Below are 15,890 nucleotides of genomic sequence, written 5' to 3'. Positions count from 1 at the left end.
CCAAACAACTAATTAGTTTAAGAACAATGTTTATAAATAAACATAAAATGGTCAAAAGTGGCACTAAAATGACCTCAAAACACCTCAAAAGAAAAATATCAACAAAGAAATATAATTACATTGAGTCGGGTTTTAACTGATCCCCAGGGGAGAATAATGCCAAGCAGGATTTGCGAATTAAACTCTTTTTGCTCTTCCGGTGGGTTGGGGTTAGTGGCAAGCAGGTTTCAAGGCGTAAGAATAAAAATCCCAGGCGTAAGAATAAAAATCTTACGCCTAAGATTTTAAATTCCACGCCTATGATTTTTGTTTTAATCGTTAGAGTTATAATGTATATAAAAATTATTGTCTTAGTATAATGAAATATTACTATGAGATAGCTAGCGTTGCAATTCTATTTAAGAGAAATGCGGGTAGGGGGCTTCCTGTCTAAAAAGTAATACGATTATGCGGGTATTCATTTTTTTAGTATCCTCATTTTTTTTAATATAATTACCGAAATTCAAAACATTTATAAGTTGCACCCTTTTCCATTTGAGGCTAGGATGGGTTTATTAATAAAGATCTGGTCGAAAATACCAAATGAAGAGCCCCGAATAATGCAAATAAAAATGTAAAAATATAAATTAAGTCTTTATATTTGTAATCGGAAAATGAATGGAATAGCACCTCTTCATTAATTGGTTTACTAAAAAGCAAGTTATAAATGTATGGAGCAGAATGACGATAACTTTGAGCGCAAAATGAAAACCTTTATTGAATCTTAACTACTTGACGAATGAAATACGGACTAACAGATGCTGAAATAGATAAAATTTGCCAGGTGTTTTCCCAATATGAAAAAGTGGAAAAGGTAATACTTTACGGTTCAAGCGCCAAAGGTACATACAAACCATTTTCGGATGTGGATATCACACTTGTTGGCGAGAACCTTACCCGAAACGATTTAAATGCTGTTGTCCTTGCCCTTGACGATTTGTTATTGTCTTATGAGTTTGATGTTTCCATATTATCACAACTGAAAAATGATCATTTAATGGAGCATATACAGCGAGTTGGAATAACTATATATGAAAAAGGAGGCTAAAATGAAACGTATCTCTATCTCCTTTTGCTTTTTTCTTCTGCTGACAGGAACGCTTTTTGCACAACCCAAAGAGGTAACTATTAAACTTATTCATACTTCCGATATTCACGGACAGATATTTTCTTACGACTATATCAAAAATTGTTCTTTTGACGGAGGATTGTCCAGAGTGAGCTCTTACGTTAACGAGCAACGCAGGAAATACCCCAATAGGGTGCTCTTGCTGGATGGAGGAGATATACTGCAAGGAAAACCTTCTGCTTATTATTACAATTACCTGGATACGATATCGCCTCATTTATGTGCCCAAATGTTTAACTATATCGGCTATAACGCCATTGCCATAGGGAATCACGAAATAGAAACCGGACATTCGGTTTATGAAAGGTGGGTTCGACTGAACAATGCTCCGGTGCTTGGAGCAAACGTGTTGCGGGAAGATGGCAGCTGTTACCTGAAACCTTATGAGGTGTTTGAAATAGAAGGGGTTAAAATTGCTGTTCTGGGACTGCTCACGCCTTCGATACCTGTTTGGGTTCCTGAAAAAAAATGGAAAGGTTTACGCTTTGAAGATATGGAGGCATCAGCTAGAAAATGGATGAATATTATCCGTGAAAAAGAGGATCCCGATATTGTTGTGGGGCTATTCCATTCGGGAGTGATTTATAGTAAGCTGGAAGGCATGTATAACGAAAATGCTTCTGCGGAAGTTGCACGGAATGTTCCCGGATTTGATGTTGTACTGGCTGGTCATGATCACACAACATGCTTAAAAAAAGTGTTGAATGCAGCCGGCGATTCGGTGTTGGTAATTAATCCCGGGTATGGAGCTTTTCAGGTCTCGGATGTTTTATTCGATATAAAACTGAATAACGGCAAGGTTGTGGCAAAATCCGTAGAAGGAAATCTGCAGAGAATGAAAGAGGTAGAGAGAGATTCTGCTTTCCTACGTCATTTTGACTCACAGATAGAAGATGTGAAGAAATTTATTTTCCGTCCAATTGGTAAGTTCAGCAAATCGGTGTCCGTTCGTGATGCTTATTTTGGCCCCTCGGCATATATCGATATAGTTCACTCCATTCAGTTGCAGGAAACAGGCGCCGAGGTGTCGTTTACTGCTCCGTTATCATTCGATGCCCAGGTAGATAAGGGGATGATAAGGGTGTATGATCTGTTCAATCTGTATCAGTTCGAAAATCAGCTTTACACCATAGATCTCACGGGAACCGAGATAAGAAATTACCTGGAATTCTCGTATAATTTATGGATTAATGAGATGAAAAGTCCCGACGATCATCTGTTGTTGCTTAAAAAAGATGATTATACCGGGAAATACATATTTCAGGATTACCCTTACCGGTTCGATTCGGCTGCAGGGATCATATATACGGTAGATGTGTCGAAACCTTTCGGAAGCAGAGTAGTGATTGAGAAGATGGCAAACGGGAAGCCTTTCGACCTGAAGCGGCACTATAAGGTTGCAATAAACTCTTATCGGGCATGCGGAGGAGGAGGACATCTGACAAGCGGGGCCGGTATAGAGAAAGATTCGTTGAATAAACGTATTCTGGCCACTTCACCGATGGATCTGCGCTACTATCTGATGGAATGGATTGTTAAAAAAGGGAATATAAATCCAAAGACTCTTAACCAATGGAGGTTTATTCCGGAAAATTGGGTGAAAGAGGCAGCGAAAAGAGATAAGAAATTATTATTTGAAACAATTGATAACTAAGAAATAATGGCTGAGTCATTGAAAATAGTGAATGGAACAAAGGATGAAATCTATACATCCCTGATTCCGCAGATAAAAGCATTGGTGGAAGACGAAGAAGATTTGATAGCAAACCTTTCTAATATGGTAGCTGCCCTGAAGCACGCATTTGACTTTTTCTGGGTAGGAGTCTATCTGGTTAAGGGAGATAATTTGGTGTTGGGCCCGTTTCAAGGACCGATAGCATGCACGCGCATCCGTTATGGAAGAGGAGTATGCGGCACTGCCTGGAAAGAAGCGCGTACACTGGTGGTACCTGATGTGGATGCCTTTCCGGGACACATTGCCTGTAGTTCGCTTTCACGCTCGGAGATAGTGGTTCCCCTGAAGAAAAACGGGGTTATCTGGGGAGTTCTTGATATTGATAGTGCCGAGCTGAATACATTTGACGAGGTGGATAAGAAACATCTGGAGCATCTGGCGTCGCTGCTCGAGAACCTGTTTTTATCTATATTACTTTAGATTGATTCTAAATAAAACCGGTTTTTTATAATCATTTATTGCTATAAACGGCATATATATCATAATTATTAGGTATTTCGGACTGTTTGAAACGGGCGTAATTTTGCAGTGTAAATTAAAACACTGTAAAAATGAAAAGAAAAAATCCCTTATTGCTTCTCACATTAGGTATATTTTCAATCTGCAATTCATCTATATCTGCACAGAACACGGCAAAAGAAAAAGATGATGCTTTTAGTTTCGAAGCCTCATACGTTGGCGATCTTATTAATAATTTTTCTGGAGGGATAAAAACCGGTTTATCCTATTTGGGTATGGCAAATCTCCATGTGGGATTCGATACAGAGAAAGCCGGACTCTGGAAGGGAGGAGAGCTTCATTTGAACGCAGCCAATACTCATGGAGCAACTCCTTCGGCCGATATGCTGGGAGATATGCAGGTAATATCGAATATTGAGGCTGGTGATCACACATTCCTTCAGGAACTTTGGTACAAGCAGAAATTGGGTAAGGTTGAACTTACTCTTGGCTTGCAGGACTTAAATGTTGAATTTGCCAATTCAGAATACGGATCACTCTTTTTGAACAGCTCGTTTGGCATATTACCAGTTATATCAACAAACTTCTCGGCTCCAATCTTTCCACTCACCACATTGGGCGTTACTGCCAAATGGGGGCTTTCAGATAAATTCGCCTTATTAGGTGCCGTATACGACGGAAACCCTACCGATTTTGAATTCAATCCTTATAATATAAAATGGCGCTTGTCATCAGGCGATGGTGTTCTGGCCATCACTGAACTTCAGTACTGTACCACGGTAAACTCTCAACCGGGCATTTATAAGCTGGGGGCTTATTCTCACAATCATAGATTGAGAAATGTAGGAGAAACAGATTCTCCAAACTATAATCTAGTGGGCTTCTATGCTTATGGTGATCAGAAGGTATGGGAGAAAAATCATCAGAGTATTGGCTTGTTTGCGCAATTGGGATATAGCCCGTCTGACGTGAGTATCAATAATACTTATGTGGGACTGGGTGCCAATTACACCGGATTATTTACCCGCAAGGGAGATGATGCTTTAGGGCTGGCCTTTGCTCATCAGCACTTTACAAACGAATTAAAAAGTGAAACGACGGTAGAACTTACTTATCGGTGCCAGCTGACGGAAAAAATATTTATCCAACCAGATATTCAGTATATAATAAACCCGGCAGGAACAGGCGTTACATTAGATAACTGCTTTACAGGGAATGTGCGTTTTGGTCTCAACTTTTAAAAGTAAAAAGATATGGAAAATAATAAAAACAGGCAGTTATCGGGATTACAGAATAGTGAGGTGGGGGTAATTATAAATGTAAAGGGACGTGGAGCCTTTCGCAAACGAATCACTGAAATGGGTTTCGTTAAAGGTAAACCCGTAAAAGTGATAAAGAATGCCCCTCTTCAGGATCCAATAGAATACGAGATCATGGGGTATAATGTTTCCTTGAGGCGCAGTGAAGCGGCATTGATAGAAGTGACCTCCGTTGACAATGCACAGCAAATGGATAAAATGCCTTTTGAAGGTACATTTGCAGATGATATTCAAAAAACGACCGAACGCCGGGAAGGCAGGCTTATAAATGTGGCGTTGGTTGGAAATCCGAATTGTGGTAAAACAAGCTTGTTTAATCATGCTTCCGGATCGCACGAAAAGGTTGGAAACTACGGTGGTGTAACGGTAGATGCTAAAGAGGCCCGGGTAAAACAGAATGGATACGAACTGAAGATTGTTGATCTTCCGGGAACTTATTCGATAACTGAATATACTCCCGAAGAGTTGTATGTTCGTTCTCACATTATTGACAGCAAACCGGATGTTGTGATTAATGTAATCGATGCGTCGAACCTGGAACGTAACTTGTTTCTGACCACCCAACTTATCGATATGAAAATTAAGGTGGTGATTGCCTTAAATATGTACGATGAGCTGGAGAATAAAGGGATAAAACTAAATTATCAGGCATTGGGCCGACTGATGGGAATTCCGATTGTTCCAACTGTTGCCGTAAAAGGTACCGGAATAACCCAACTGATAGATAAGGTAATTGAGGTGCATGAGGGGGCTGACGATACGGCAAGGAGTGTGAATATAAATTACGGGAATGCCATTGAGCGTTCCATTCTGAAAATTCAGACTCAAATCCGCAAAAACAGTGAGATGAAGAATGATGGTTCTGCCCGCTATTTAGCGATTAAGCTACTCGAAAATGACAAAACAACTCTGCAGCAGCTGAAAGTGTTTCCTAACTTTAATGTTATTGCTGAAACAGCGGATATTGAAATTCGAGAGTTGGAAAAGGAGTACAGGGAAAATTCGGAAACGATAATAACTGACGCAAAATATGGCTTCATTGCCGGCGCTCTTGGTGAAACAATGGTTGAGGGTAATGTTGATAGGAGAAAAAGAAGCAGAGAGTTGGATAACCTGTTAACGCATAAGGTGTTCGGGTTTCCGGTATTTTTATTCTTTATGTGGTTGATGTTTCAGACAACCTTTACTTTAGGCAGCATTCCGATGGATTGGATAGATGCCGGAGTAGGGTATATTGGTGGACTGGTGAGCAGTCTGATGCCCGATGGAGCTTTAAAGGATTTATTGGTTGATGGTATTATTGCCGGAGTTGGTGGGGTAGTCGTTTTTCTTCCCAATATCCTGATATTGTTTTTCTTTATTTCATTAATGGAAGATACCGGATATATGGCAAGAGTCTCCTTTATTATGGATAAGCTGATGCATAAAATTGGATTGCATGGAAAGTCATTTATTCCTTTATTGATGGGATTTGGATGCAATGTGCCGGCTATCATGGCCACACGTACGCTGGAGAACCGTAAGGACAGATTACTTACCATGCTCATTACTCCCTTTATGTCTTGCAGCGCCAGGCTACCGGTGTATGTGCTGCTGATATCAGCCTTTTTCCCTAAAAACCAGGGATTGGTACTCTTCTCGGTTTACATCATCGGAATTGTCATAGCCGTACTGGTTGCTTTAGTGTTTAAGAATACCATCTTTTCTAAACAGGATGTGCCTTTTGTTATTGAGCTGCCGCCCTACAGGATTCCGACTCTTAAAAATACATCCATTCACATGTGGCATAAAGGATCGCAGTATTTGCGCAAGATGGGAAGTGTGATTCTTCTTGCTTCGATATTTATCTGGGCACTGAGTTATTATCCGCGAGAAGTGAAATATTCGGCCAATTACGATGCGCAGATAGAATCAATCCATGCAAACAGGGTTTTACCCGATTCGGTAAAACAGTCACAAATTGCCGGTTTGGAACTGCTGAAAGTTTCAGAACATCAGGAGCAATCGTATATTGGACAGTTAGGGCATTTTATTGAACCTGTAATCAGGCCCCTGGGCTTCGACTGGAAAATAGGGGTTAGCATCATTACCGGACTTGCGGCTAAAGAGATTGTTGTAGGTTCTATGGGCATTCTTTATCATGCTGATCTGAAAGCGGATGAAAACTCTGGTAGCCTGATTGAAAAGCTGCAGCAGCAGGAGTACACAAGCGGTCCATTGATTGGTCAGAAAGTCTTTACTCCGGTGGTTGCTTTTGCCTTTATGCTTTTTGTGCTAATCTATTTTCCTTGTGTGGCTGTTATTGCGGCGATAAAAAAAGAGTCGGATTGGAAGTGGGCCTTGTTTACCATTGTGTACACAACGGGAATAGCATGGGTTGTTGCTTTCTTAAGTTATCAGATTGGAAGTGTAATTGCTTAATTTTAAAAAGTTATGGTGCAAAATATTCTAGCTTTATCAGTTGTTTTTGCTGCTTTGGGTTATCTGCTTTATTCTCTTCTCAGAAAGCCGGCACAGGGTAATCAATCAAAATGTGGAAGCTGTTCGGGTTGCTCCGGATGCGAACTAAGGAATTCAATAAAGAATAAAAGTGGCGGAAAGGCGTTGAAGTGTCACTGAAAATACCTATATTTAGTGATTGATTTCTCACGGAATGAGTTGTATCTTTGCGACATATAAAAAGTAGATGAACAATGGACAGTCAGTTGAAATATAAAGAGACGGATAAGATGAGTGATCTCATCTGTGAGAATTATACACTTTTGCAGGTGATGAGCCGGTTTGGCCTTTCATTGGGTTTTGGAGATAAAACAGTGAAAGAGGTTTGCATGCTTAATCAGGTAGACTACCGCACTTTCCTGGCCGTGGTTAACTTTATAGACGAAGGCTATTTACGCATGGATGATGCGTTCAAAAATTTGTCCATTACCTCGATAATGAACTATCTTAAGCAGGCTCATATCTATTTTCTTGAATTTAATTTTCCTTCTATCCGGTTGAAGCTTATGCAGGCGATAGGGACTTCAGAAGATAACGTTGCATCGTTGATTCTGAAGTTTTATGACGATTATGTAAACGAGGTACGCAAACATATGGACTATGAAGATAGAGTGGTGTTTAAGTATGTTGATTCGCTGCTGAAAGGCGAATTGCCCACGAACTATTCTATAAGTGTTTTCTCGAAGAAACATACCCAAATAGAAACTAAGCTGACAGAACTGAAGAACATCATCATCAAATACTATCCGGCAACTGCGAATAATAATTTGCTTAACGCCGCACTGTTTGATATTTTTTCATGTGAAAAGGATCTCGAATCTCATTGCCGGGTGGAAGATTATTTGTTTGTTCCCGAAGTACTGAAACTGGTAAAGAAACTGTCGGATAGAGATGAGTAACATAATAGTAAAGATTGCAATAGCAGAAAATTCTGTAATTATCAGGAATGGAATTTCAGCTACATTGAAACGACTTCCTGATCTGAGGATACAGCCGGTAGAGATTCATTCGATTGAATCGCTGAAGGAGTGCATCAGGATGGATAATATCAGCATTGTAATTGTTAACCCTGCATTTGGAGGATACTTTGATGTGGCAAAGTTTAAAGTGGAAACCTCAGGCACATCTAAAATGATAGCTCTTGTAAGTTCTTTTGTTGATAAAAGCACATTGAACAAATACGATGAGACTCTGTCTGTATATGATGATCAGAAAACAATTTATGAAAAAATCAATTCGTTACTAAGTCAGCCAAAAAAGAGAAGTCAGGAAGATGATGAGATGCTGAGTGCCCGCGAAAAAGAGATTATTGTATATGTGGTAAAGGGTATGACTAATAAAGAAATTGCTGATAATCTCTTTATTTCCATACATACGGTTATTACCCATCGCAGGAACATTGCTAAGAAATTACAGATTCATAGTACAGCCGGACTCACAATATACGCAATTGTAAATAATCTGATTGAGATCAGTGAAATAAAAAAAGAGATTATATAGTATAATATATGTTTTTTTGCATCCCGCTATCAGAGAAAAAGATAACGGGATGTGTTTTTTATACAAAAAATATAGTGAAGTTGAGTATAATTTAAAATAAAGTAGTATCTTTGCATAGTTGAAACATTCGACTAACTCCAACGGAGGCCGGAATGTGCTCCAATATCAAAACAATATCCCAAAAAATCCATTTTATACGTCCATACTTCAAGATGAATAATCCCGTTAACCGTGTGTATTTATTTGTGTGTCGGGCAAAAGAAATAGAATAAAACTAATTTATTTTATACGTACGTATGTATAACATCATTCAATTAAACGACAAAAATCTGTCGGAATTACAATCTATTGCACAAGAATTAGGTATCAAGAAACCAGAATCTTTTAAAAAAGAAGAACTTGTGTATAAAATCCTTGATGAACAGGCTATTGCTAGTGCAACCAAAAAGGTAGCTGCTGATAAAGCAAAAGAAGATCGTCGGGACGATAAGAAAAAACGCTCACGTATCAGCGTTGTAAAGAAAGAAGGACCTGACAAAGTTTACACAGCAACCAAAGATAAAGCTGAAAAGATAGAACCGGCTTCGGCTGCACAAACTCCAAAACCGGCTGCTGTGAAAGAAGAGAAGCCAACAGCTGCTCCACAGCCTGCTCCGGAAAAGAAAGAGACCGGCGAAGCTCCGGCGAAGAAGAAAACAGCAAAAGTGAAGAAGGTGGTTAAGAAAGAAGCCGAACCGATTGCTGCAAAAGCGGAGGCAGCTGCAGTGGCAGCACAGGAAATACAGGCTGAACCAGTTGCTCAGGTACAAAAGGAAGAGGAAAAACCTGCTCCGGTTGCACCAAAGGTTATTATAAAGAAACCGGTTCCTGTTTCGGAACAGAAAGAAAAAGCACCGGCAGCGAAAGAAGAAGCGCCAAAACCACGCAAGGAGGTTTTACCGGAAATGGAACTTCTGTTTGATGCTGAAGAGGATTTTATTCCTATCGAAGATATGCCATCTGAAAAAGTGGAACTCCCATCCGAACTTTTAGGCAAATTTGAAGCAACCAAAGTGGTTCCTCCTGCTCCTCAACAACAAAGACCTCGTGTCCGTCTACGCGAGAATGAACCAAAACAAGTGGTTCAGAACAAACCTTCAAACATTCCTCCAGTTAAAAGTATACAACGTCCAAATCGCCCTGCAGAAGGAGAAGCTGAAGTTCAGAAAGCTCCCGAACGCAAAGTGATTGAACGTGAAAAGCCGTATGAATTTGATGGTATCCTGACTGGTAGCGGAGTTCTTGAAATTATGCAGGATGGCTACGGGTTCCTCCGTTCATCTGACTATAACTACCTCTCTTCTCCGGATGATATCTATGTTTCTCAGTCGCAGATTAAACTGTTTGGATTAAAAACAGGTGATGTGGTAGATGGAGCAATCCGTCCTCCAAAAGAAGGTGAAAAATATTTCCCGCTGGTGAAAGTGGAAAAAATCAATGGACGTGATCCGGCTTTTGTTCGTGACCGTGTTCCATTCGAACATCTTACTCCGCTATTCCCTGACCAAAAGTTCAGACTTTGTAAAGGTGGATACAGCGATAATCTTTCTACCCGTGTGGTAGACCTCTTCTCACCAATCGGTAAGGGACAACGTGGACTGATTGTAGCACAACCAAAGACAGGTAAGACTATCCTCTTGAAGGATATTGCCAATGCTATTGCTGCCAATCACCCGGAAGTATACATGATTATACTGCTGATTGACGAACGCCCTGAGGAAGTTACCGACATGGCTCGTAGCGTTAATGCAGAGGTGATTGCCTCTACGTTTGACGAACCTGCCGAACGTCACGTAAAGATTGCCAGCATTGTACTTGAAAAGGCCAAACGTATGGTTGAATGTGGACACGATGTAGTGATTCTGCTCGACTCAATCACTCGTCTGGCACGTGCATACAATACGGTTTCTCCTGCTTCCGGTAAAGTGTTGTCAGGTGGTGTGGATGCCAATGCGCTTCATAAACCAAAACGCTTCTTCGGTGCAGCTCGTAATATTGAAAACGGTGGATCGTTGACCATTTTGGCAACAGCATTGACCGATACCGGTTCGAAGATGGATGAGGTGATCTTTGAAGAATTCAAGGGTACCGGTAACATGGAATTGCAATTAGACCGCAATCTGTCCAACAAACGTATCTTCCCAGCTGTTAATATTGTGGCATCCAGCACTCGTCGTGATGACCTGTTACTGGATAAGCAAACACTCGATCGTATGTGGATTCTTCGCAAATACCTGTCGGATATGAATCCGATTGAAGCAATGGACTTTGTGAAGAGCCGTTTGGAGAAAACCAGAGATAACGATGAATTCCTAATGAGCATGAACTCTTAACTCAAGAGATAAATAATAAATGTGAAGAGTGGGGAATGCTGAAAAGGTATTCTTCACTCTTTTTTTGAAATAACTATGGAGGTATATTCAAATAAACAGATTTGGGGCATCAGCTATCCCATCTTTTTGAGCCTGCTGGCACAAAACGTAATCAATGTAACCGATACAGCTTTCCTGGGAAGAGTAGGGGAAGTGGAATTGGGTGCGGCGGCTATGGGCAGCCTGTTCTATATCTGTGTTTTTACCATTGCATTTGGATTTAGTACCGGGTCGCAGATTATCATGGCCCGGCGTAACGGGGAGAAAAGATACCGGGATGTGGGGCCGGTCATGGTTCAGGGTACCTTCTTCCTGCTGATAATGGCTTTTCTACTTTTTGGCATGTCGCGGCTCATTGCTCCGGGAGTGATGCGCTTTCTGGTCTCTTCCGACAAAATATTTGATGCCACAATGATCTTCCTGAACTGGCGTATTTACGGATTCTTTTTTGCTTTTGTAAATGTGATGTTCAGGGCGCTTTATATTGGGATTACCCGTACCAAAGTGTTGACTCTGAGTGCGATTGCAATGGCATTGGTCAATGTGCTGCTGGCTTATACGCTCATCTTCGGTCACTTCGGTTTTCCGGCAATGGGAATCAAAGGGGCTGCTATTGCATCGGTCATAGCCGAGGGGTCTTCTGTGTTGTTCTTTATTGTGTACACTTATATCACGGTCGATTTCAAGAAGTATGGACTGAATCAGTTCCGGTCATTTGATGTTACCTTACTGACCCGTGTGCTGAATATTTCAAGTTTTACCATGATGCAATATTTCCTTTCAATGGCTACTTGGTTTGTGTTTTTCGTGGCTGTTGAACGGTTGGGGCAAAGACAATTGGCTATAGCCAATATTGTAAGGAGTCTTTATGTGGTAATGCTTATCCCGGTAAATGCTCTTTCTACTACAACAAATACATTGGTGAGCAACGCGATTGGTGCAGGTGGGGTGAATCAGGTGATGAAAATAATGCATAAAATAGCCCGATTCTCTTTTCTGATTGTCTTTTCGATTGTGATACTGGTGGTTATTTTTCATCAGTTTGTTCTGTCGGTATATACCAATGAAACGGCTCTGATAAGTGAAGCTGCCGGCTCTGTTTATGTAATTTCCTTTGCAATGTTGGTTTCTTCTGTATCGAATGTTTACTTCAACGGAATCTCTGGTACAGGCAATACCCGTTCGGCTCTGATGCTGGAATCGCTCACCCTGATTTTTTATACGGGATACATCTTCTTCGTAGGAATTTATTTAAAAGCCAGAATAGAGATTTGCTTTGGCATTGAGGTGCTTTATTATGCTCTTTTACTGACAGGTAGCGTAATTTATCTGAAAAAAGCAAATTGGCAGAGTAAAAAGCTCTGAATTATGCAATATTTTCGTATTTTTGCGAGCCTAATCGTATTTTTACGAGATAGATAAGTAATAAAAACAAGATTAAGATATGTTCGATAATTTAAGTGAGAGACTGGAGAGGTCTTTTAAGATTTTAAAAGGTGAAGGTAAAATTACCGAAATCAATGTAGCGGAAACGCTCAAAGATGTGCGTAAAGCACTCTTGGATGCCGACGTAAACTACAAGGTAGCCAAGACTTTTACTGACACTGTAAAGGAAAAGGCAATGGGGCAAAACGTGCTTACTGCCGTTAAGCCAAGCCAGTTGATGGTGAAGATTGTTCACGATGAACTTACTCAGTTAATGGGTGGTGAAACCGTGGATGTAAACCTGAAAGGTGCTCCCGCCGTTATCCTGATGTCGGGTTTGCAAGGTTCGGGTAAGACAACTTTCTCAGGAAAGCTGGCCAAGATGCTGAAAAGCAAACGCGGCAAGAATCCGATGTTGGTTGCCTGCGACGTGTATCGTCCGGCTGCGATTGAACAGTTGCGTGTTTTGGGCGAACAGATTGGTGTTCCCGTATATAGCGAAATAGATAGCAAAGACCCTGTAAAGATTGCACAGAACGCAATCAAGGAAGCAAAATCGAAAGGTCATGACCTGGTGATTGTCGATACTGCGGGCCGTCTGGCTATCGATGAGCTGATGATGAACGAGATTGCTGCTATCAAGGATGCTATCAATCCGGAAGAGATTCTTTTCGTGGTAGACTCAATGACTGGTCAGGATGCGGTGAACACTGCCAAGGAATTCAACGATCGTCTCGATTTTAACGGGGTAGTTCTTACCAAGCTGGATGGTGATACCCGTGGTGGTGCCGCGCTTTCTATCCGTTCGGTAGTGAACAAGCCTATCAAATTTGTGGGTACTGGTGAGAAGATGGAGGCTATCGATCAGTTCCACCCATCTCGTATGGCCGACCGTATTCTGGGAATGGGAGATATCGTTTCGTTGGTGGAACGTGCTCAGGAACAGTACGACGAGGAAGAGGCTAAACGTCTTCAGAAAAGAATTTCTAAAAATCAGTTTGACTTTAACGATTTCCTTTCTCAGATTGCCCAAATCAAGAAGATGGGTAACCTGAAAGACCTGGCATCGATGATTCCGGGAGTGGGAAAGGCAATCAAGGATATCGATATTGACGATAATGCGTTCAAGAGCATAGAAGCAATCATCTACTCAATGACACCACAAGAGAGATCGAATCCGGAAGTCATCAACGGATCACGTCGTGCCCGTATTGCTAAGGGTAGCGGAACAAACATTCAGGAGGTAAACCGATTGATGAAGCAGTTTGACCAGACTCGCAAAATGATGAAGATGGTTACCAGTTCAAAGATGGGTAAGATGATGCCTAAAATGAAACGATAAAATACAAAAAGGATAATACTATGCAACTAATTGATGGAAAAGCAATCTCGGAACAGATAAAGCAGGAAATTGCCGCTGAAGTTGCCGAAATTGTTGCAAAAGGTGGTAAGCGACCACATTTGGCCGCTATCCTCGTTGGCCACGACGGAGGAAGTGAAACCTATGTTGCCAACAAGGTAAAAGCTTGTGAAGTTTGTGGATTTAAGTCTTCGCTGATTCGCTTTGAAGCGGATGTTACAGAAGTTGAGCTGCTGAACAAAGTGAAAGAACTGAATGCAGATGAAGATGTGGACGGATTTATTGTTCAGCTGCCTTTGCCTAAACATATCTCGGAACAGAAGGTTATTGAAACCATTGACTACCGCAAGGATGTGGATGGGTTCCATCCGATTAATGTAGGAAGAATGTCAATCGGTCTGCCTTGCTACATCTCGGCTACCCCGAACGGAATTCTTGAATTGCTGAAAAGATATAAGATTGAAACCAGTGGAAAGAAATGCGTAGTACTGGGAAGAAGCAATATCGTGGGCAAGCCGATGGCAGCACTGATGATGCAAAAAGCTTATCCGGGTGATGCAACGGTAACTGTATGCCACAGCCGCTCGAAAGACCTAGTTAAGGAATGTCAGGAGGCTGATATCATTATCGCTGCACTGGGACAGCCTAACTTTGTTAAGGCGGAGATGGTCAAGGAAGGTGCTGTGGTTATTGACGTGGGTACCACACGTGTTCCATCGGATAAAACAAAATCGGGCTTCAAGCTCACAGGGGATGTTCTCTTTGAAGAGGTGGCTCCTAAATGTTCGTTCATCACTCCTGTTCCAGGTGGAGTAGGACCGATGACAATTGTCTCTTTAATGAGAAATACTTTATTGGCAGGAAAGAAAGAAATCTATAAATAACTCTTTTCAAATGAAACACCTGATCCTTTTGGTGAATGTTGTTTTCTTGTTTTCGTGTAACCCTTCTGCTCAGAAGCAGCAGGCCACGGTACAGGATACAATTTCCACCAAAAGGATCACTCTTTTATTTGCGGGCGATCTGATGCAACACAAGGAGCAGATTGCTGCGGCCGAAACATCCGACGGGTATGACTACAGGGATTGCTTCAGTCAGGTGAAGGAGGAGATTGGCAAGGCCGATCTGGCTATCGCCAATCTGGAACTGACTCTGGGCGGAAAACCGTACGGAGGATATCCCGGCTTCAGTGCTCCCGATGAGTATATGTATGCCATTCGGGATGCTGGCTTTGATGTGATGCTTACGGCAAACAACCATGCCCTGGATACCGGAAAGAAAGGGCTGGAAAGAACCGTCCGGCTGCTCGACTCCCTCAGGGTTTACCACCTTGGAACCTATCTCGATTCCGCCAAACGGGAAGCGGAATATCCTCTGATTATTCAAAAGAACGGCTTTAGGATAGCTCTGCTTAACTGTACCTATGCCACCAATGGACTGAAGGTAACTCCTCCCAATATCGTGAATTATATAGATAGAGAGGAAATAGCACGTGATATAAGGAAGGCGGCTGCTCAGAAGCCGGATGTAATAATTGCTTGCATGCACTGGGGAACGGAATACGAAAGTATCCCCGACAAAGATCAGATTGAAATGGCCGACTGGCTGCTTGCACAGGGTGTTGATCATGTGATAGGCAATCATCCGCATGTGGTGCAACCTATAGAACTACGTCATAACGAAAATACCGGGAAAAAACATGCGGTAGTTTACTCGTTGGGTAATTTTATCTCAAACATGTCGGCACGGAACACCGATGGGGGAATTATTTTTAAAATGGAACTGAGTAAAGATACCACTGTCCGGGTAGAAAAATGTGCCTATAGTCTGGTATGGACTTTCCGACCTAAACATAGCGGAGAAAAAAATCACAAAATTATTCCTGCAGCCAATCCAAGAGATGAACTCTCTCCAATGATAGTTAATCGGCTGAATATCTTTGTTAAAGGAGCCAGAACCCTTTTTGGGACGCGCAATCAGGAAATAGAAGAATATATTTTTTGAATATTTTTTT

At 41.4% G+C, this 15,890-nt stretch carries 13 protein-coding genes; all 13 read left to right on the top strand.

From position 1 onward, the window contains the following. Positions 1-778: 778 nt before the first annotated feature. Positions 779-1,087, top strand: coding sequence for a nucleotidyltransferase domain-containing protein (locus tag ABWU87_RS05880; protein WP_353334061.1), 309 nt, complete (start codon positions 779-781; stop codon positions 1,085-1,087). A gap of 1 nt (position 1,088) precedes the next feature. After that, entirely contained in the window at positions 1,089-2,822 is a 1,734-nt protein-coding gene (locus tag ABWU87_RS05875; protein WP_353334060.1) for a bifunctional metallophosphatase/5'-nucleotidase, read from the top strand. A gap of 6 nt (positions 2,823-2,828) precedes the next feature. Further along, positions 2,829-3,323: a GAF domain-containing protein gene (locus tag ABWU87_RS05870; protein WP_353334059.1), complete on the top strand. Its 495-nt coding sequence runs from the start codon at positions 2,829-2,831 to the stop codon at positions 3,321-3,323. A gap of 131 nt (positions 3,324-3,454) precedes the next feature. After that, positions 3,455-4,603 carry a carbohydrate porin gene (locus tag ABWU87_RS05865; RefSeq protein ID WP_353334058.1) on the top strand — a complete coding sequence of 383 codons (1,149 nt, stop codon included), beginning with the start codon at positions 3,455-3,457 and terminating at the stop codon, positions 4,601-4,603. Positions 4,604-4,615: 12 nt separating this feature from the next. Then, on the top strand, positions 4,616-7,102 hold the full coding sequence (feoB, locus tag ABWU87_RS05860) for a ferrous iron transport protein B (protein WP_353334057.1): 2,487 nt from the start codon (positions 4,616-4,618) through the stop codon (positions 7,100-7,102). A 12-nt stretch (positions 7,103-7,114) separates the two neighbouring features. Beyond that, complete coding sequence (locus ABWU87_RS05855; protein ID WP_353334056.1) at positions 7,115-7,300, top strand: FeoB-associated Cys-rich membrane protein; 186 nt, start codon at positions 7,115-7,117, stop codon at positions 7,298-7,300. Positions 7,301-7,374: 74 nt separating this feature from the next. Beyond that, positions 7,375-8,079 carry a hemerythrin domain-containing protein gene (locus ABWU87_RS05850; protein WP_353334055.1) on the top strand — a complete coding sequence of 235 codons (705 nt, stop codon included), beginning with the start codon at positions 7,375-7,377 and terminating at the stop codon, positions 8,077-8,079. Continuing rightward, a complete protein-coding gene (locus tag ABWU87_RS05845) occupies positions 8,072-8,680 on the top strand; it encodes a response regulator transcription factor (RefSeq protein WP_353334054.1) in 609 nt (202 codons plus the stop codon). The genes ABWU87_RS05850 and ABWU87_RS05845 overlap by 8 nt, the downstream gene beginning before the upstream one ends. A gap of 296 nt (positions 8,681-8,976) precedes the next feature. Further along, a complete protein-coding gene (rho, locus tag ABWU87_RS05840; RefSeq protein WP_353334053.1) occupies positions 8,977-11,052 on the top strand; it encodes a transcription termination factor Rho in 2,076 nt (691 codons plus the stop codon). A 75-nt stretch (positions 11,053-11,127) separates the two neighbouring features. Further along, a complete protein-coding gene (locus tag ABWU87_RS05835) occupies positions 11,128-12,456 on the top strand; it encodes an MATE family efflux transporter (protein ID WP_353334052.1) in 1,329 nt (442 codons plus the stop codon). A 79-nt stretch (positions 12,457-12,535) separates the two neighbouring features. Continuing rightward, entirely contained in the window at positions 12,536-13,858 is a 1,323-nt protein-coding gene (ffh, locus tag ABWU87_RS05830; RefSeq protein WP_353334051.1) for a signal recognition particle protein, read from the top strand. Between the two features lie 20 nt (positions 13,859-13,878). Beyond that, positions 13,879-14,760: a bifunctional methylenetetrahydrofolate dehydrogenase/methenyltetrahydrofolate cyclohydrolase FolD gene (gene folD, locus ABWU87_RS05825; RefSeq protein ID WP_353334050.1), complete on the top strand. Its 882-nt coding sequence runs from the start codon at positions 13,879-13,881 to the stop codon at positions 14,758-14,760. A 10-nt stretch (positions 14,761-14,770) separates the two neighbouring features. Continuing rightward, positions 14,771-15,880 carry a CapA family protein gene (locus ABWU87_RS05820; protein ID WP_353334049.1) on the top strand — a complete coding sequence of 370 codons (1,110 nt, stop codon included), beginning with the start codon at positions 14,771-14,773 and terminating at the stop codon, positions 15,878-15,880. Positions 15,881-15,890 lie beyond the last annotated feature (10 nt).

It is taken from the genome of Bacteroides sedimenti (assembly GCF_040365225.1).
GTDB lineage: Bacteria > Bacteroidota > Bacteroidia > Bacteroidales > Bacteroidaceae > Bacteroides > Bacteroides sedimenti.
The sequence above is the reverse complement of the archived record's forward strand: the minus strand, read 5'-3'. Positions and strand labels throughout refer to the sequence as shown.

Excerpts from the sequence above, each read along its gene's own strand:
- ABWU87_RS05865 (WP_353334058.1), top strand. The coding sequence starts at position 3,455 with ATGAAAAGAAAAAATCCCTTATTGCTTCTCACATTAGGTATATTTTCA.
- ABWU87_RS05870 (WP_353334059.1), top strand. The coding sequence starts at position 2,829 with ATGGCTGAGTCATTGAAAATAGTGAATGGAACAAAGGATGAAATCTAT.
- ABWU87_RS05850 (WP_353334055.1), top strand. The coding sequence starts at position 7,375 with ATGGACAGTCAGTTGAAATATAAAGAGACGGATAAGATGAGTGATCTC.
- ABWU87_RS05820 (WP_353334049.1), top strand. The coding sequence starts at position 14,771 with ATGAAACACCTGATCCTTTTGGTGAATGTTGTTTTCTTGTTTTCGTGT.
- ABWU87_RS05835 (WP_353334052.1), top strand. The coding sequence starts at position 11,128 with ATGGAGGTATATTCAAATAAACAGATTTGGGGCATCAGCTATCCCATC.
- ffh (WP_353334051.1), top strand. The coding sequence starts at position 12,536 with ATGTTCGATAATTTAAGTGAGAGACTGGAGAGGTCTTTTAAGATTTTA.
- ABWU87_RS05880 (WP_353334061.1), top strand. The coding sequence starts at position 779 with ATGAAATACGGACTAACAGATGCTGAAATAGATAAAATTTGCCAGGTG.
- ABWU87_RS05875 (WP_353334060.1), top strand. The coding sequence starts at position 1,089 with ATGAAACGTATCTCTATCTCCTTTTGCTTTTTTCTTCTGCTGACAGGA.
- ABWU87_RS05855 (WP_353334056.1), top strand. The coding sequence starts at position 7,115 with ATGGTGCAAAATATTCTAGCTTTATCAGTTGTTTTTGCTGCTTTGGGT.
- rho (WP_353334053.1), top strand. The coding sequence starts at position 8,977 with ATGTATAACATCATTCAATTAAACGACAAAAATCTGTCGGAATTACAA.
- folD (WP_353334050.1), top strand. The coding sequence starts at position 13,879 with ATGCAACTAATTGATGGAAAAGCAATCTCGGAACAGATAAAGCAGGAA.
- ABWU87_RS05845 (WP_353334054.1), top strand. The coding sequence starts at position 8,072 with ATGAGTAACATAATAGTAAAGATTGCAATAGCAGAAAATTCTGTAATT.
- feoB (WP_353334057.1), top strand. The coding sequence starts at position 4,616 with ATGGAAAATAATAAAAACAGGCAGTTATCGGGATTACAGAATAGTGAG.